This is a genomic window from Mesoterricola sediminis, assembly GCF_030295425.1.
Taxonomy (GTDB): Bacteria; Acidobacteriota; Holophagae; order Holophagales; family Holophagaceae; genus Mesoterricola; species Mesoterricola sediminis.
The window spans coordinates 3,505,672-3,521,531 of the sequence record NZ_AP027081.1 but is presented as its reverse complement, the minus strand read 5'-3'; the positions used below and the strand labels follow the sequence as shown (position 1 = coordinate 3,521,531).

Below are 15,860 nucleotides of genomic sequence, written 5' to 3'. Positions count from 1 at the left end.
CTGACCTGATACCGGAGTCCCCATGCGCACATCCTCCATGTCCCTCCTGCTCGCGGCCCTGGGCGCGACCCTCGCCGCCGGGGAGCCCCTCCCCGAAGGCTGGGTCCAGGCCAAGGCGGCCGTGATCAAGCCCGACGGCTGCAACTGCCTCAAGGACGTCCTCGGCGGCGGGGGCGGCGTCGGCGCCTGGATCACGCCCCGCTGGGGCGCGGAACTGGACGTCCTCCAGCTCCGCCTGAAGAGCAAGCACACCACGGCCGCCAGCGACGAGACCCATGTCCTGGCCTCCGGGCTCTTCAACCTGGCCCCCGCGGCGGCCCCCTGGATCCCCTACGCCCGGGCCGGGGCGGGCCTGGCCACCATCCAGGCCCCCTACTCCCTCGCCGACCACGGCACCACCCGGGCCGCGTTCCACGCCGGCGTGGGCGTTCAGCGCCCCTTCGGCCAGCGGGGCCTGTTCAGCGCCGAGGTCCGCGCGGTGACCATCGAGAACGAGATCCGCCGCACCGAGTACCAGGGCCTCGTGGGCCTCGGCCTCCGCTGGGGCCGCAAGGCCTCCGCGGTGGCCGCGCCGGCCCCCGTCGTGGCCCCGGCCCCCGCGCCGGCACCCGCTCCCGTGGCCGAGCCGCCCGCGCCGTCCCCCGTCGTGGCCCCGGCCCCCGCGCCGGCTCCCGCCCCCGTGGCCGAGCCGCCCGCGCCGGCCCCCGTCGCGGCCCCGGCGCCCGCCCCCGAGCTCCCGCGCCGCCTGGTGCTGGACGAGGCCGTCCTGCACTTCCAGAACGACCGCGCCGAACTGGACGCCGCCGCCGAGGCCGCGATCCGGAAGGTGGCCGAGACCCTGAAGGGCTTCGGCGGCCAGTACGACCTCCGCGTGGTCGGCTACACCTCCTCCACCGGCAACGCCGCCCACAACCGGGCCCTCTCCCTGCGCCGGGCCCGCGCCGTGGCCAAGGTCCTGGAATCGGCCGGCATCCCCGCCGCCCGCCTCAAGGCCGAGGGCGCCGGTCCGGACGCCCCCATCGCCGACAACGGCACGGCCGAAGGCCGCGCCCGCAACCGGCGCGTGGAGATCGAGGTCAAGGCCGACGGCGTCGAGACCCGCCGCGCGGAGACGGGCCTCCGGGACTGAGCCCCCGGAACGTCGGTCGAACCCCGCCGTCCAGCTGGGCCCCAGGGCCCGGCTGGACGGCGAATGGGTAGAGGCGTCCAAGGCGCCGGGGAGGCCGAGGAAAAGCCGAAGGCGGGTTCGCCTTCAACCCCAGGGCGGGCTAGGCGCTGACGAGGGTCTTCAGGCCATCCCGGAAGAGCACGTCCACCTTGCGGCCGGCGCGCTTCTGGACGCGGCCCAGGCCGAAGTTGGGGTGGTCCATCCAGGTGCCTTCCTCCCACTTGACGCCGACGGCGTAAGGCACGGCGCGGACGCCCGCCTGCTCCTCGATCATCAGCTCCTGGAACCGGGAGGGGGAGATGGCGGCCTTCATGGGCGCCACGGTGCGGGCCGCCGCCGTGGGACGGGCGGGGCGGGGGGCCGGGGCCGGCTTTTCGACCCGGAACTTGTGAATGGACTTGCAGGCGCCGCAGATGAGCTTTTCGGGCACTCCATCGGTGATGGAGAGGATCATGTGCCGGGTTTCCCCTTTGCATCTCCCACAGGGGGCGTCTACTTCCTGGCCGGCGTAGTACGATTTCACCATGGTTCTAGTTTGCCGGAATTGGCCGGCCATGGGAAACCCCGAGCGAGCCTAGATGCCCGTCCATACCTCTGCCTGTCCACGCAATTGCTACAGTACGTGCGGCCTTCGCGTGACCGTTGACGAAGGTCACGTTACCGCCATCGATGCTCATCCGGCCAACCGGGCCACCCCGGAGGGGCCCTGCCTGAAGGGCCTCAGCTACCTGGAGCGCTCCGATCCCGCCTCCCGCCTCCTGACGCCCCTGCGCCGGGGCCCGGACGGCACCTTCCGGGCCATCGGCTGGGACGAGGCCCTGGACCTCCTGGCCACGCGGTTCCTGGACCTGCGGGCCCGGTTCGGGCCCCAGGCCGTGCTCTACTACGCGGGCAGCGGCACCAAGGGCCTCCTCAACGGCGTGGGCATGGCGTTCTGGCGCCGCTTCGGCGGCTGCACGACCACGTACGGGGACCTGTGCTGGCCTGCGGGCCTGGAGGCCACCCGCCTGACCCTGGGGGACAACCGGCACAACGCGCCCTGGGACCTGGCCAACGCCCGCCTCATCGTCATGTGGGGCAAGAACGCCGCCGAGACCAACGTCCACCAGATGCGCTTCGTGGACCAGGCCCTGGCCGCCGGGGGCCGCCTCGTGGTGGTGGACCCCCGCCGCACCCAGACCGCGGAGCGGGCCTCCGTGCTCCTCCAGCCCCGGCCCGGCACCGATGGGGCCCTGGCCCTCGCCCTCGCCCACGTGATCTTCCGGGAGGGCCTGGAGGACCGGGCCTTCCTGGCCGCCCACGTCCTGGGCTGGGAGGCCTACGCGGAGCGGGTGCGGGCCTGGACCCCGGCGCGGGCGGAGGCCGTCACCGGCGTGCCGTCCGCTGAAATCGAGGCCCTGGCCCGGGACCTGGCCACCGCCGGCCCCGTCACCGTGTGCGCGGGCTTCGGGATGCAGCGCTACCAGGATTCGGGCCAGACCATGCGGGCCATCCTCGCCCTCCTGGCCCTCACGGGGAACGTGGGCCGGCCCGGGGCGGGCTGGGTCTTCGCCAACCTCCAGACCCAGGTCTTCGGGGGGCTCAAGGATCCCCTGGATTTCTACCCGCCGGAGCGCCCCGACGGCGTCGTCCGGGTGGGGGTGTCCACGGCCCGCCTGGGCCGGGACCTGGCCGCCCTCCAGGATCCGCCCGTGAAGGCGGCCTGGGTGGAGCGGGGCAACCCCCTCTGCCAGAACCCCGCCACCCCGCGGGTGCTGGAGGCCTGGCGGGCCCTGGACTTCCGGGTGGTCGTGGACGAGCGGCTCACGGACACCGCCCGGGAGGCGGATCTGGTCCTCCCCTCCAAGAGCCTCTTCGAGCAGACCGATGTCATCGGCGCCTACTGGCATCCCTACCTGCAGCTGCGGCCCCGGCTCGTGGATCCCCCGGGCCAGGTGCGGCCGGAGACCGAGGTGTACTGGGACCTGGCCGGCCGCATGGGCCTGGACCGGACGGGACTGGTGCCCCCCGGCGGGGAGGAGGCCTGGCTGGAAGCCCGCTTGGCGCCCCTCCCGGGCGTCACCCTGGACCGCCTCCGGGAGGGGCCCGTCCTGGCCCCCGGCGCGGAGGAGGTGGCCTTCGCGGACCGGGTCTTCCCCACGCCCTCCGGCCGGATCGAGCTGGCCTCCGCGGAGGCCGCGGCCCGCTGGGGGGTGGATCCCCTGCCGGACTACACCCGGGCCGACGCGCCAGGATCCTTCCCTTTGCGCCTCCTGACCCCCAATCACAAGAACAGCATCCACAGCCAGTTCATCGACCTGGCCGTCCTCCGGGCCCTGGATCCGGGTCCCCGCCTGCTCCTGGGCGCGGAGGAGGCCGCCGCCCGGGGCCTCCGGGAGGGGGACCGGGTCCGGGTCCACAACGCCCGGGGCGGACTGGTGCTGCCCCTCAGGCTGGATCTCAGCCTGCCCAGGGGCGTGGCCGTGGCCTTCAACGGCTACGGGGCCGCCCACGGCGGATCCGTGAACCTCCTGAGCCAGGACCTGGAGACCGACATGGGCCACGGCGCGGCCTTCCACGAGACCTTCGTCGACGTGGAGCGCGCGCGATGACGGCCCTGCGCTTCCGCTTCGACGCCTCCCGCTGCACCGGGTGCGAGGCCTGCGCCGTCGGGTGCTGGATGGAGAACCGGGCCCGCATGTCCCGGCCCTGGCGCAAGGTCCTCACCTACAACGCCCACCGCCACCCGGACCTGCCGGTCTTCCACGCCTCCCTGGCCTGCCACCACTGCGACCGGCCCGCGTGCCTGGAAGGGTGCCCCGCGGGCGCCTACGCCAAGGACCCCGCCACCGGCGCCGTGACCCTGGACGCGGACCGGTGCATCGGGTGCCGGTACTGCACCTGGACCTGCCCCCACGACGCCCCCCGCTTCTCCGAGGCCACGGGGACGGTGGAGAAGTGCACCTTCTGCCCGGAGCGCCAGGCCCGGGGCGAGGTCCCGGCCTGCGCGGCCCGGTGCCCCGTGGGCGCGCTCGGGGTCGAGCCCCGGGAGGGGGATCCCGGCGCCGCCGCGCCCCCGGGCTTCCACGGGCGGGACCTGGGGCCCGGGATCCGCTTCGTGTTCGACCCGGCCGCGCCGCGCCTCGCGGCGCCCCCGGACCGGGCCGCGGCGGACCTGGCCCTCCCCGGCCTCGTCCAGGCGCCGCCCCGGCGCGTCACCCTGCGCGGGGAATGGACCCTGGTGGTCTTCACGATGGTCCTCTCCGCCGCCACGGCGGTGATGGCCGCCGGGGGCCCCTCCCGCGTCCCCTGGGCCCTCCCGGCGGCCCTGGCGGGGGCCATGGGCCTCAGCCTCGCCCACCTGGGCCGCCCGGAGCGGGCCTGGCGCGCCGTCCTGAACCTGCGCACCAGCTGGGTGAGCCGCGAGATCGCCCTCACGGGGCTCTTCCTGGCCCTCTGCGGGGCCTGGAACCTGGGCCTGGCGCCGGCCTGGGCCGCGGCCGCCGCGGGCTTCGCGGCGCTCTTCGCGGTGGACCGGGTCTACCACGCCGCCCTGCGCATCCGCGTCCACGACCTGCACAGCGGGGGGGCCCTCCTCAACGGGGTCTTCCTGGCGGCGGTCCTGGCCGGGTCCCGGGAGCTGGCCCTGGCCGCCGGCGCCGTGAAGGCGGGGGCCTATCTGGCCCGGAAGGCGCGGTTCCTGCGCGCGGGGCGGCCCTGGAGGCCCCTGGCGGCCCTGGCGCGCCTGGGAGGCCTCGCCCTGCCGGCGGCCCTGCCCGGGACGCCCTGGGCCCTCCTGGGGGCCCTGGCCGGGGACCTGGTGGACCGGTGCGAGTACTACGACGAACTGGTCTTCCCCTCGCCCGAGGACGGGATGAATGGTCCCGCACGCCCTCCGGCCCTCCAGGTCCGGCCCCGTCCTTGACCCACCTGCGGGGGACCCCGGACCGGGGGGCGGTGGGCGGACGATTGGATTATAAGTATAAATAATGGAATATTTGGCCTTGGAGGAGCGCCGGCGGCGGTGCCAGACTCACCCCCTCTTCGAGGGAGCCTCTCCATGATCAAGATCCTCAGTCTTCCCCTCCTGGCCCTGGCCTGCGCGGCCCAGGCGCCCCTTTCCGCCCAGGGCTGCAACGCGGCCCTGATGGACGTCACCGCCGCCAACACCGCCGTCCAGCGCTACGGCCACCTCCGGGACGGGGCCATGCGCGAGGAGGTGGCGGTGATGCTGTGGCTGCAGCGGACCCGCACCCAGGCCGACATCGCCCGCGTCCGGTTCGACAGCACCCCGACCCTGGAGTGCTTCACCGAGGAGCTGGCCCACGACCCGAACCCCGGCCTCATCATGCCCCACCGCCCCTACAGGGCCGCGGACCACCCCCGCACCCGGGCCCTCCTCGCGCACGCCCGCGAGGACCTCCTGCCCCTGGTGTCCGCCCTGCGCAACTACTACGCCCGACCCCGCCCCTACGTGACCTACCCCGCCATCCTGCCCGTGGAGGAGAAGCTGACCACCCCCAGCTTCCCCAGCTCCACCGCCGCCCTCGGCTGCGTCTACGCGCAGATCCTCTCCCAGTTCCGCCCCGACCTGCGGGAGGCCCTCTGCGAGAAGGGCTGCCAGCTGGGCGCGGACCGGGTGCTGGCGGGCAGCCACTATCCCAGCGACGTGCTGGGCGGCGAGATGCTGGGCAAGGCCTTCGCCACGGCCTGGATCAACCAGCCCGAGCACCGGCAGCTGATCAAGGAGGTCTGCGAAGCCGAGTGGCGGTAGGCCCGGTCCCGGCCCGCGGCCTCCGGGCGGAGGCCGCGGGCCGGGCCGCTACCGCACCTTCCCCAGGGCCGCGGCGGTCGCCTCCAGGAGGGCCTCGGGGCCCACGGGCGACCCGGTGGCGCGGGTCATCCAGAGGTCGGGGGTGAGCGCGCCCTGGCTGGTCATGCGCTCAACCTCGCCGCCCAGGTCGCCGGTCTTCTCGATCTGGCGCTGGATCTGGAAGGCGATCATGTGGCCCACTGGGTAGTCGGGCAGGTAGAGGAAGCTGTTCACCATGTGGCTGTAGATGCCGAGCAGCACGCAGTCCCGCTGGCCGAAGACGGGGGCGTAGTACTGGTTCCACACGTCGCGGCTGAGCTTGAGGACGGCCTCGCGGAATTCGGCGGGCTTGGCGTCCGGGTGTTCGTACATCCAGTGCCAGGCGGCGATGTCCACGAGGGCCACGCCCGCGATCTCGTAGGTGCCCCAGAAGTCGTTCAGCACGGCCAGGGCGCGGTCCTCCTCGGAGGGCTTCGGCTGGCCCAGCAGCTCCAGGTCCCGGGCCTGGAAGGTGAAGGCGATGGCCTCCGTGAAGGAGGTGTTGGGCACGCCGGCCATGAGGGGGGAGGGGGCCCCGTGCATGGAGAAGGACTGCTCCACGTTGTGCCCGTTCTCGTGCACGGCGATGTTGAAGCCCTTGTAGTCCATGCCGTCCTTGCCCACCCGGGTGCGCAGGCGGGGGTGGTCGCCGCGGCGGCCGGTGCCCATGGCGTGGCCGGAGCCCCGGGCGGGATCCACCTCGATGTTGGAGGCGAGCCAGGCGGCCTTCTCCGGCTTGAAGCCCAGGGCCAGGAGGAGCTTGGGCATCTCCTGCTTGTAGGCCTCGGCGGTGGGGAAGCGGCGGCGCACCAGCTCGTCCAGCTTGGCCTCGTCCAGGTGGGAGCCGGGGCGGAAGCCGTTGAACCAGATGTCGAAGGGCTCCAGCTTCCGCCCCAGGCGGGCCTGGATCACCTTGGCCGTGCGCGCCACCAGGGGCGAGCCGCAGACGTCGCGGAGCATCTGGACGACCCGGGCCTCGGGCAGCTGGCGGCCCTGCTCGAAGCTGCGGGCGATGTGGGTGGGGGCGGCGGGGCAGTAGGGATCCGCCTGCCGTATGGCCTTGAAGTCGTCCAGCCACACCTTGTAGCGGGTGTCGGGCTCGGGGGCCGCGCTCACCGGCTGGGCGGCGGCGGGCCGGTCCGAATCCTTCACGGCGGCGGGGGCCACCTGGTTCGTGAAGGGGTCCCAGTCCACGGCGGGGTTGTCGATGACGACGGCGGGGATCGTCTGGGTGACGATGCGCTCCATGACCTTCTGGATGGTGCGCTGCCGGCCCAGGCCCGCGGCGCCCTGGGCGTACTGGCTCTTGATCTCGTCCCGCAGGTTCCAGTGGGAGAGGAGGCGCTTGCCGGCGGGGAAGGCGCGGTGGCCCTGGGCGTCCACCAGGTGGTGCATCCAGAGGTTGTAGCCGGCGATGTAGCGCTCGGCGGCGCCGGAGGCCTGGGCGATGGCGAGGTTGACCGAGGCCGGAATGCGCTCGGCAAAGCGGTCCACGAGGCGGGCTTCCGCCCACTGGCGGCCGGTCCAGGCGGCCCCTTCCTTGAGGCGCTCGTCCAGCGTCGACATGCGGAAGTTGAGGAGGACGACGAAGGCCAGCTTGTTCTGGAAGGCGTCATCCCGGACGTGGGCGCCCGGGTCGTAGCCGGAGAGGATCTCGTCCACGGGCTGGAGGGGGCCCAGGTCCAGCTCGGCGTGCCACTTGAAGTCGCGGCCGATCTCCTGCATGTGCCCCTCGAGGCTCTCCAGGGCGAATTCCAGGCGCTTGAACAGGGCGTCCTGGGCCTTGGCGTCGCCGGCGAACTGGGCGCGGACGAAGGCCTCGAGGTCCGCGCGGCTCCCGTCCTCCGCGCGCCAGAGGGCCTTCACCTGGCGGAGGCCGCGCTCGGCGCGGGCGGCCTGGGCCTGGCCGTACTTGGCGACCAGTTCCGCGACGAGGGGATCGGACTGCAGCGCGACCTCCGCGGGGGGGGCCGCGACGGCCGGCAGGGCGGCGGAGGCGGCGAGCATGGCGGCAAGGCCAAGGATCTTCATGGGGACTCCCGGAAACGGAGGCCAGTGTACCCCGGCGCCGGGTGGATGCCTGTGCCAGAGGGCACAGACCCCGGGCCTGGGAGGTCGCGCGGAGGATCGCCGAGCACGGGCCATCCAGGGGATGGGCCCTTCGGTCCGGCGACCCCTTCCAAGCCGGTAAGCCATGCGGACGCCCGCATGGGGCGTGCGGGAATCCGCATGGTCCGCCCCGGGGCGGGGAGGTCGGGCGTTGAGAAGACAGGGGTTAGGGTTTGGCCTGCCCGTTGCTGAGGGTCCCCATCCCTTTCCATGGAGTCCTGATGAAACCGCTCTTCTCCCTGCTCCTGGCCGCGGCCCTGCTGCCCGGTCTGATCCTTGGCGCCGAACCGGCCAAGGCGCCCGCCGAAATCCTCGTGGTGGGCCACAAGAACCCCGACACGGACAGCATCGTGGCGGCCCTCGCCGTGGCGCACCTCAAGGGCGCCCTCGGGGTCCCGGCCACCGCCGTCGCCCAGGGTCCGGTCAACCCCGAGACCCGGTACGTCCTCGACACCTTCAAGCTCACGGCCCCGGCCGTGGAGACCCACGTGGCCGGCCGCAAGGTCATCCTGGTGGACCACGCGGACGGCCCGCAGGCCCCCGAGGACCTGGCCAAGGCCGAATTGGTGGGCATCGTGGATCACCACAAGTTGGGCGGCCTGGCCACCGACAAGCCCCTGGAGGTGGTGATGGGCCCCGTCGGCTCCACCAGCACCCTCATCGCCCGCATGTACGCGGCGGCCAAGGTGCCCATCCCCAAGCCCCTCGCTGGCGGCATGCTCTGCGCCATCCTCTCCGACACCGTGATCTTCAAGTCGGCCACGTGCACGCCCGAGGACCGGGCGACGGCGGCGCGGCTGGCCAGGCTCGCGGGCGTGAAGGACATGGGGGCCCTCGGCCTGAAGCTCTTCGAGGTGAAGTCCCAGGTCGCCGGCGTGCCCGCCAATGACCTGCTCCGCCGCGACCTCAAGACCTTCACCATGGGCGGCAGGAAGGTGGCCGTGGCCCAGCTCGAGGTGGTCGACCTGGCCATCCTGAAGCCCCTCCGCAAGGACCTGGTGAAGGCCGTGGCGGCCTTCAAGGCCGACGGCTACCACAGCGTCCTGCTCATGCAGACCGACATCATGAAGGAGGCCACGGACCTGGTCTTCGCCTCGGACGACCCCGCCCTCCTGGAGCGCGCCCTCGGGGCCACCGCCAAGGACGGCGCCCTGTGGCTCCCCGGCGTCATGAGCCGCAAGAAGCAGGTCATCCCCAACCTGGAGAAGGCGTTCAAGTAGGAACGCGCCTCCCCGCAAGGCCCATCCCCGGTGGTGACGGCGCCCGGCACGCGCGCCGCCCCCGCCGGGGATGGCGCGTGCGCCCGGACCCGCTACTTGTGGGCGTAGGCCTTGAATTCCATGTCGGTGCCCAGGATGTGCTGGGCGAACCAGTCCTGGACCGTGTGCAGGAGCTGCTCGGCGCCCACGGAGCCGGGGTCCTCCTTGTAGGACTTGCGCAGGGCCTCGATGCGGTCCCGGAAGGCCTGGTGGACCTGCTTGTGGGCCTCCAGGTCGGGGTAGCCGACCTTGGCCATCCAGCGCTCCTCGCTGTCGAAGTGCATGAGCGTGTAGTCCACCAGGAACTCGATGCGGTCGCCCATGGGGGGCGGGACCTCCTCGTCCATGGCCCGGCGGAACTCCTCCACCATCTGGAAGAAGATGTGGTGGTAGGCATCGATCAGGGGGTTGCCGACCGTGAATTTCTCAGTCCATTCCACGAATTCCATGCAGGCATCCCCCGGGATCGGTCCAGTCTAGCGGAAAACCCTCAGCCGAGGGGCTCCTCGTGGTGGCAGGCGGGGCAGAGCAGGACGGTGATGGGGTCCTTGCCCCTCGGCTTGCGGGTCTTTTCGGTGACGTAGGGGTTCTTGCACTTGGGGCAGGAACGGGGCACCGGCTTGTCCCAGGCGGTGAAGTCGCACTTGGGGTAGTTGGTGCAGCCGTAGAACACCTTGCCGAAGCGGGTCTTGCGGGGGCTCAGGTCGCCGCCGCACTTGGGGCAGGGGACCCCGAGGATCTCCTTCTTCACCGTCTTGCACTTGGGGTAGTCCACGCAGCAGACGAACTCGCCGTACCGGCCGTGGCGCTTCACGAAGTGCTTGCCGCAGGTGGGGCACTTCTCGTCCAGGGGCTGGTCGGGGGGCACGGGGATGCCCTTGGGGTCGGCCTTGCGGATGCCCTTGCAGCCGGGGTAGTTGGGGCAGGCCCAAAACGGCCCGAACTGGCCCTTGCGCAGGGTCATGGGGGTGGCGCCGCACAGCGGGCACTCCGGGGCGTCCTCGGGCTCCTCCAGCTTCTCCAGCTCCTCCGTGTAGTCGCACTCGGGGTACTTGGAGCAGCCGAGGAAGAGGCCGTTCTTGCCGATGCGCTTGAGGAGGGGGGCCCCGCACTTCTTGCAGGGGGCGCCGGCGGGGATGCCCGCCTTCAGGTTGGCCATGTGCTTGCCGGCCTTGGCCAGCAGCTTCTCGAAGGGGCCGTAAAAGTCCTTCATCGCCTTCAGGAAGGTGAGATCGCCCTCCTCCACGCGGTCCAGCTGGGATTCCAGGCCGCTGGTGTACGACGGGTCCATCAGCTCCTCGAAGCCCTGGACCAGCAGGTCGGTGACCACGCATCCGAGCTCGGTGGGCTTGAAGCGGCCCTCCTGCTTCTTCACGTAGTCCCGGTCCTGGATCGTGGCGATGATGCTGGCGTAGGTGGAGGGGCGGCCGATGCCGTCCTCTTCCAGCTCCTTGACGAGGGTGGCTTCCGAGAACCGCGCGGGCGGCTTGGTGGCCTGCTGATCGCAGTCCAGCTCGTCCAGCTTCAGGGGCATGCCCACCTTGAGGGGTGGCAGGCCGACGGAGGATTCCTCCTCCTCGTCGTCGGCGACGGGCTTCTCCGTCTCCTCGGCGCGGTAGAGGACAAGCCAACCGGGGAAGCGCTCGATCTCGCCCTTGGCCTCGAAGGCGGCCAGCTCGCCGTTGCCCAGGCGGGTCTCGGCCTCGACGACGGTCTCGTCGAAGACCGCGGCTTCCATCTGGCTGGCGACGGTGCGGCGCCAGATGAGGGCGTAGAGGCGGTACTGGTCGGGCTCCAGCCGGTTCTTCAGGCTCTCGGGGGTGCGGGTGATGTCCGTGGGCCGGATGGCCTCGTGGGCGTCCTGGGCCCCGGCCTTGCCCTTGTAGATCCGGGCCTTGGCCGGCAGGTGGTCCTTGCCGTACTTCTGGAGGATGTAGTCCCGCACCGCCGTCACGGCCTCGGGGGCCAGGCGGGGCGAGTCCGTCCTCATGTAGGTGATGAGGCCCACGGGGCCCTCGCCGAAGTCCACGCCCTCGTAGAGGCGCTGGGCGTTCTGCATGGTCCGGGTGACGCTCATGCGCAGCTTCTGGGCGGCCTCCTGCTGGAGCTTGGCCGTGGTGAAGGGGGCCGCGGGGTTCCGCTTCTTCTCCTTGGTTTCCAGGGAGGTGACCTTCCAGGCGGCGGCCTTCACCAGGTCGCGCAGGGCGTGGGCCCGCTGGGCGTCCCCGATGCGGACCTTGGTCTCCTTGTTGCCGAGCTGGACCTGGGCGCCGTCCAGGCGGGTGAGCTTCATCCAGAAGGCGGGGGGGACCTTGGCCGAGAAGCGGCCCTTCAGCACCCAGTATTCGATGGGCTGGAAGGCCTGGATCTCCCGCTCCCGGTCGACGATGAGGCGGACGGCGACGCTCTGGACCCGTCCGGCGCTCAGGCCCCGGCGCACCTTGTCCCACAGCACCTGGCTGACCTTGTAGCCCACCAGCCGGTCCAGGACCCGCCGGGCGCGCTGGGCGTCCACCAGCTTCTTGTTGATCTGGGTGGGGGCCGCCATGGCCTTCTGGATGCCCGACGGGGTGATCTCGTTGAAGAGCACCCGGTGGACCGGGGTCCCCTTGGCCGGCTTGATGGCCTCCAGGAGGTGCCAGCTGATGGCCTCCCCCTCCCGGTCAGGGTCGGTCGCGAGAAAGATTTCATTGGCGTTCTTGGCGGCGGCCTTCAGCTCGGTGACGACCTTCGCTTTGCTGGCCGGTATTTCGTATTCCTCCTGGAAACCATGCTCGATATCCACCCCGAGCTTCTTGGGCAGATCCCGGATGTGGCCCACGCTGGCTTTGACCGTGTAGCCCTTCCCCAGGTATTTGGTGATGGTTTTCGCCTTGGAGGGGCTTTCGACGATGACGAGTCTGGTCAAGGGAGTCTCCAAGGTTCGAGTTTGGAACCCATCATGGGTGATTTGTCAAGAAATTCACGTCAAACGATAAATCCTCAATTATATCGCCGGGTCCCAGGCAGGGGCGGGCGGCCCCCTCCCGGAGGAGGCGATTTGGTCCTTCATAGGCGGGGTTTTCGGGTGCGCCGGGGCACACCCAGAGGTCCCGGCCGAGGTCCAAAGCCAGGCGAGCGGTCACCAGGGAGCCGGAGGCGTACCGGCCCTCCACCACCAGCACCCCCTGGGTCCAGGCGGCCAGGAGCACGTTCCGCCTCGGGAAGTGCCAGGCCCGGGGCGGGGCCGCCGGGGGGAAGGGGGTGATGACCCCGCCCCCGGAGGCGGCGATGCGGTCCATGAGGCCGGCGTGCTCGGGCGGGTAGGGGTGGTCCAGGCCCGAGCCCAGGATGCCCCACGTGGGGCCGGCCTCCAGGGCCCCCAGGTGGGCGGCCCCGTCGATGCCCCGGGCGAGGCCCGACACCACGCCCACCCCGGCCTCGGTGAGCGCGCGGGCCCAGCGCCGGGCCCGGTCCCGGCCGGCGGCGGTGGCCCGTCGGCTCCCCACCATCGCCACGGCCGCGCCGGCGGGGGGCAGACTGCCCCGCACCCAGAGGGCCAGGGGGTAGGGCAGGAGGGCCAGGAGCCGGTCCGCGTCCGCCTGGCCCGGCAGGGCCAGGCGGGCCCCCCGGGCCGCGGCCTCCGCCTCCAGGGCGGGCCGGAGCCGCCCCGCCCCCTCCGCCTCCCGCAGGTCCGGGTCCTCGGGCTCCAGCCCGCCTTGCAGGCGTTCCCAGGCCGCGGCCTTCCGGCGTTCGGGCCAGGGCAAAAGGGTGAAGGCGAGGGCCCAAACGGCGAGATCCACGGAAGCCTCCAAGGCGGACCCACGTTGGGGCCTTCCGTCGCGCGCGCAAGGGACGCGATATTCGGGCTTGCCATCGCCGCTGGGTTTGGTAGACTGTCCCTTCCTGGTCTTGCCCTACTTGTGTCCGTGAGGTTCCCATGTCCCGTCAGTGCGAAATTTGTGGTAAGAAGCCCCAGTTCGGGCACAACGTCTCCCATGCCCACAACATCACCAACCGGCGCTGGAACCCCAACATCCAGAACGTGCGCGCCCTCGTGGCCGGCGTTCCCAAGCGGCTGCGCGTGTGCGCCTCCTGCATCCAGGCCGGCCGGGTCGTGAAGAACGTCTAGGCCCCGCCCGACTTTCCACACGGCCCCCTGCGACTGGGGGCCGTTTTGTTTCCGGATGGACCCTTGATCCTCGGCATCGACACCACCACGGAGCGCCTCCACCTGGCCCTGGCCGGGGCGGGCCGGGACTGGACCCGGGCCGTGGAGGTGGGCGTCGGCCGCAGCCACAGCGGCACCCTCCTCCCCGCGGTGGAGGAACTGCTGGTGTCCGCGGGGGCCGCCCCCGCCGACCTCACCGGCGTGGTGGCCTGCGTGGGCCCCGGGGGCTTCACGTCGCTCCGCATCGGCGTCGCCACGGCCGAGGGGCTCGCCCTGACGGGCCTGCCCACCTGGGGCTTCTCCGCCTTCGAGCTCCGCAGCCGCGCCCTCCGCAGCGCCGGCCTGAAGGGGCCCGTGTGGATCCTGCTGGACGGCCAGCGCCAGGAGACCTTCGTCCAGCTCTGGGACGAGGCGCCCCGCACCCCGGCCCTCAAGGTGCCCCTGGCCGAGATCGCCGCCAAGGTGGGCGGCGCCGCCTGGTGGACCCCCGCCGGGTTCCGGGAGAAGGCCGCGGCCCATCTGCCCCAGGCCCCCCTGGCCCTCGCGGACGAGGCGGGCGCGACCCTGGCCGGCCTCGCCGCCCTGTGCCACGACCTGCCGGGCCGGCCCTCCGAAGCGCCCCTGGTCCCCTTCTACCTGCGGGAGACGGACGCGGAAGTGAACTTCCCCGAGGCCTCCGCCCATCTGCCCGAGGCCCTGCGCCGGGGCATCGCCCGGTGATCCACCTGGCCCCCGGTTCCCAGGTTCCGGCCTGGGCGGAGGCCCTCGAAACGGCCTGCTTCGGGGACGCCTGGGGGGACCTGGACGACCTGGAGCACCTCTGGGCCGAGCCCGGCGTGGGCTTCGCCCGCTGGCAGGTGGTGGAGGCCGCCGGCGAGGCCGAGCTGATCCGCATCGCCGTGGACCCGGCCCACCGCCGGACCGGGGCGGGGCGCCGGATCCTGGCCCACAGCCAGGCGGCCATCGCCCGCCTGGGGGTGGCCACCGCCCACCTGGAGGTGCGCCTCGGCAACGACGCCGCCCGGCGCCTCTACGCCGCCGAGGGCTGGCGGGAGTGCGGCCTGCGCCGCGCCTACTACCGGGACGGCGAGGACGCGGTCCTCTACGTCCGGACGCTGTAGGCCGCGTTCCTGATCCAGGCGTTCAATCGCAGGGACGCGGGTCCCCCTTGCGGAAGAGGACGATGCGGTTGGTGTTGGTGCCCCGCGCGTTGTTGGCGATGCCCCAGATGTTGGCGGTCTTGGTGAAGGTCTGGCGGTTCAGCAGGACGGCCACCGGTTCCAGCCCCGCGGCCGCGCCCAGGGGCAGCACGGCCTCCTCCAACTGCACGGTGCCCTTGCGCACCTCCCCCACCTCGAAGGCCACGTGGCCGCCGGGGGCCGTCACCCGGGCCAGCTCCCGGAAGACCCGCCCCATGGCCTCGGACCAGGCGGCCACCGTGCGGGCCTGGGTGATGGCCCGGCCCAGGGCCTCGGCGTCCAGGCCGCAGAACCAGCAGCGCAGCCAGTTGTCGTCCGCGTACTGGACCACGTCCAGGAAGGGGGGGGAGGTGACGGTGAGGGCCACGGAACCGTCCGCCAGCTCCGGGGTGGCGTCGGCGGGGCCGGTCAGGAGCCGGGGCTGGGCGGCCGCGAGCCGGCTCCGCTCCGCCTCCCCGAGGCCCTTGAGGAGGCTGGCGGTCTTGCGGAGGATGAGGGCCCGGGTGTCCCGGTAGGGGGGCACCTGGCCCAGGCGGCGGTTGATGGCCTCCTGCTTGTCGGGGCGCACCGCCTGGTTGGGGGGCAGGGTGTACACGGAGAAGAAGCCGGCGCTGTGGCCGGTGAGGCGGTTGGTGGCCACCATGCGGATCCAGGCGTCCACGCCGTCGAAGGTCCCCTCGGCCTCCCGGGCGGCGAACCAGGCCCGGTAGGCCCGGATCTCCCGCTCGGTGTCCGGGTGGAAGAACATGCCCCAGGTCGCCGCCTCGTCGTTGGCCAGGGGGATCTGGGCCAGGCGCGCGGCCACGGCCTCGGAGGCCGGCGGCGCCAGCCGGGGGGCCAGGAGGATGCGGGCGAGGGGGTTCACATCGTTGGCGGCGGCGCGCCGGCCCAGCAGGGCCGCCTCTAGGGCCGTGGTGCCCCGCCCGCTGAAGGGGTCGTAGACGAGGTCCCCGGGCCGGGTCAGGCCCTCGATGAAGAAGCGCGGCAGCTGGGGCTTGAAGCAGGCGCGGTAGCTCACCTCGTGGAGGGGCGCCGCCTGGCGCTGGCGGGGCGTCCAGAAGGAGCCCCCGTGGTGGGGCACCCCCAGCTTCACCTCCTCCGGGCACTCCCGCAGCAGGTCCCTGATGTCCGACGTCGTTCCCAA

Annotated in this window: 14 protein-coding genes; 8 read left to right on the top strand and 6 right to left on the bottom strand. The window is 72.5% G+C overall.

Going from position 1 to position 15,860, the window contains the following annotated elements:
• Positions 1 to 22: 22 nt before the first annotated feature.
• Positions 23 to 1,129, top strand: a complete 1,107-nt coding sequence (locus R2J75_RS15360; RefSeq protein WP_316410528.1) for an OmpA family protein — start codon at positions 23 to 25, stop codon at positions 1,127 to 1,129.
• A 139-nt stretch (positions 1,130 to 1,268) separates the two neighbouring features.
• Here the strand turns inward: R2J75_RS15360 and R2J75_RS15355 are convergent, their stop codons facing one another.
• Positions 1,269 to 1,622, bottom strand: a complete 354-nt coding sequence (locus tag R2J75_RS15355) for a hypothetical protein (RefSeq protein ID WP_243333846.1) — start codon at positions 1,620 to 1,622, stop codon at positions 1,269 to 1,271.
• A gap of 124 nt (positions 1,623 to 1,746) precedes the next feature.
• On the opposite strand from R2J75_RS15355, the gene R2J75_RS15350 reads away from it, so the two are divergent.
• From R2J75_RS15350 to R2J75_RS15340, 3 genes are all read left to right on the top strand, one after another.
• The gene (locus R2J75_RS15350) at positions 1,747 to 3,759 is read left to right on the top strand and encodes a molybdopterin-containing oxidoreductase family protein (RefSeq protein ID WP_316410527.1); all 2,013 of its coding nucleotides are present in this window, start codon (positions 1,747 to 1,749) and stop codon (positions 3,757 to 3,759) included.
• A complete protein-coding gene (locus tag R2J75_RS15345; RefSeq protein ID WP_316410526.1) occupies positions 3,756 to 5,072 on the top strand; it encodes a DmsC/YnfH family molybdoenzyme membrane anchor subunit in 1,317 nt (438 codons plus the stop codon). The genes R2J75_RS15350 and R2J75_RS15345 overlap by 4 nt, the downstream gene beginning before the upstream one ends.
• Before the next feature lie 135 nt (positions 5,073 to 5,207).
• On the top strand, positions 5,208 to 5,921 hold the full coding sequence (locus R2J75_RS15340) for a phosphatase PAP2 family protein (protein ID WP_243333841.1): 714 nt from the start codon (positions 5,208 to 5,210) through the stop codon (positions 5,919 to 5,921).
• Positions 5,922 to 5,969: 48 nt separating this feature from the next.
• On the opposite strand, the gene R2J75_RS15335 is transcribed toward R2J75_RS15340, so the two are convergent.
• Positions 5,970 to 8,030 (bottom strand): hypothetical protein, encoded by a 2,061-nt coding sequence (locus R2J75_RS15335; RefSeq protein WP_316410525.1) that lies wholly within the window; start codon positions 8,028 to 8,030, stop codon positions 5,970 to 5,972.
• Between the two features lie 299 nt (positions 8,031 to 8,329).
• On the opposite strand from R2J75_RS15335, the gene R2J75_RS15330 reads away from it, so the two are divergent.
• On the top strand, positions 8,330 to 9,328 hold the full coding sequence (locus R2J75_RS15330; RefSeq protein ID WP_243333837.1) for a manganese-dependent inorganic pyrophosphatase: 999 nt from the start codon (positions 8,330 to 8,332) through the stop codon (positions 9,326 to 9,328).
• A 92-nt stretch (positions 9,329 to 9,420) separates the two neighbouring features.
• Here the strand turns inward: R2J75_RS15330 and R2J75_RS15325 are convergent, their stop codons facing one another.
• From R2J75_RS15325 to R2J75_RS15315, 3 genes are read right to left on the bottom strand one after another with little or no spacing between them, the layout of a single operon-like run.
• Positions 9,421 to 9,816 (bottom strand): bacteriohemerythrin, encoded by a 396-nt coding sequence (locus tag R2J75_RS15325; RefSeq protein WP_243333835.1) that lies wholly within the window; start codon positions 9,814 to 9,816, stop codon positions 9,421 to 9,423.
• 41 nt (positions 9,817 to 9,857) lie between these two features.
• The gene (gene topA, locus R2J75_RS15320; RefSeq protein ID WP_243333832.1) at positions 9,858 to 12,275 is read right to left on the bottom strand and encodes a type I DNA topoisomerase; all 2,418 of its coding nucleotides are present in this window, start codon (positions 12,273 to 12,275) and stop codon (positions 9,858 to 9,860) included.
• Between the two features lie 31 nt (positions 12,276 to 12,306).
• Positions 12,307 to 13,149 carry a DNA-processing protein DprA gene (locus R2J75_RS15315; protein WP_316410524.1) on the bottom strand — a complete coding sequence of 281 codons (843 nt, stop codon included), beginning with the start codon at positions 13,147 to 13,149 and terminating at the stop codon, positions 12,307 to 12,309.
• Between the two features lie 137 nt (positions 13,150 to 13,286).
• On the opposite strand from R2J75_RS15315, the gene rpmB reads away from it, so the two are divergent.
• From rpmB to R2J75_RS15300, 3 genes are all read left to right on the top strand, one after another.
• Positions 13,287 to 13,478 carry a 50S ribosomal protein L28 gene (rpmB, locus tag R2J75_RS15310; RefSeq protein WP_243333829.1) on the top strand — a complete coding sequence of 64 codons (192 nt, stop codon included), beginning with the start codon at positions 13,287 to 13,289 and terminating at the stop codon, positions 13,476 to 13,478.
• 63 nt (positions 13,479 to 13,541) lie between these two features.
• On the top strand, positions 13,542 to 14,237 hold the full coding sequence (gene tsaB / locus R2J75_RS15305; RefSeq protein ID WP_316410523.1) for a tRNA (adenosine(37)-N6)-threonylcarbamoyltransferase complex dimerization subunit type 1 TsaB: 696 nt from the start codon (positions 13,542 to 13,544) through the stop codon (positions 14,235 to 14,237).
• Positions 14,234 to 14,638 carry a GNAT family N-acetyltransferase gene (locus tag R2J75_RS15300; RefSeq protein WP_243333825.1) on the top strand — a complete coding sequence of 135 codons (405 nt, stop codon included), beginning with the start codon at positions 14,234 to 14,236 and terminating at the stop codon, positions 14,636 to 14,638. Before tsaB ends, R2J75_RS15300 begins: the two co-directional genes overlap by 4 nt.
• Before the next feature lie 22 nt (positions 14,639 to 14,660).
• On the opposite strand, the gene R2J75_RS15295 is transcribed toward R2J75_RS15300, so the two are convergent.
• Positions 14,661 to 15,860 (bottom strand): DNA methyltransferase, encoded by a 1,200-nt coding sequence (locus R2J75_RS15295; protein ID WP_316410522.1) that lies wholly within the window; start codon positions 15,858 to 15,860, stop codon positions 14,661 to 14,663.

What these genes read in the sequence shown, in the direction of transcription:
- R2J75_RS15345 (WP_316410526.1), top strand. Translation starts at nt 3,756, where the DNA reads ATGACGGCCCTGCGCTTCCGCTTCGACGCCTCCCGCTGCACCGGGTGC.
- R2J75_RS15325 (WP_243333835.1), bottom strand. Translation starts at nt 9,816, where the DNA reads ATGGAATTCGTGGAATGGACTGAGAAATTCACGGTCGGCAACCCCCTG.
- R2J75_RS15330 (WP_243333837.1), top strand. Translation starts at nt 8,330, where the DNA reads ATGAAACCGCTCTTCTCCCTGCTCCTGGCCGCGGCCCTGCTGCCCGGT.
- rpmB (WP_243333829.1), top strand. Translation starts at nt 13,287, where the DNA reads ATGTCCCGTCAGTGCGAAATTTGTGGTAAGAAGCCCCAGTTCGGGCAC.
- R2J75_RS15355 (WP_243333846.1), bottom strand. Translation starts at nt 1,622, where the DNA reads ATGATCCTCTCCATCACCGATGGAGTGCCCGAAAAGCTCATCTGCGGC.
- R2J75_RS15350 (WP_316410527.1), top strand. Translation starts at nt 1,747, where the DNA reads ATGCCCGTCCATACCTCTGCCTGTCCACGCAATTGCTACAGTACGTGC.
- R2J75_RS15335 (WP_316410525.1), bottom strand. Translation starts at nt 8,030, where the DNA reads ATGAAGATCCTTGGCCTTGCCGCCATGCTCGCCGCCTCCGCCGCCCTG.
- R2J75_RS15360 (WP_316410528.1), top strand. Translation starts at nt 23, where the DNA reads ATGCGCACATCCTCCATGTCCCTCCTGCTCGCGGCCCTGGGCGCGACC.
- R2J75_RS15340 (WP_243333841.1), top strand. Translation starts at nt 5,208, where the DNA reads ATGATCAAGATCCTCAGTCTTCCCCTCCTGGCCCTGGCCTGCGCGGCC.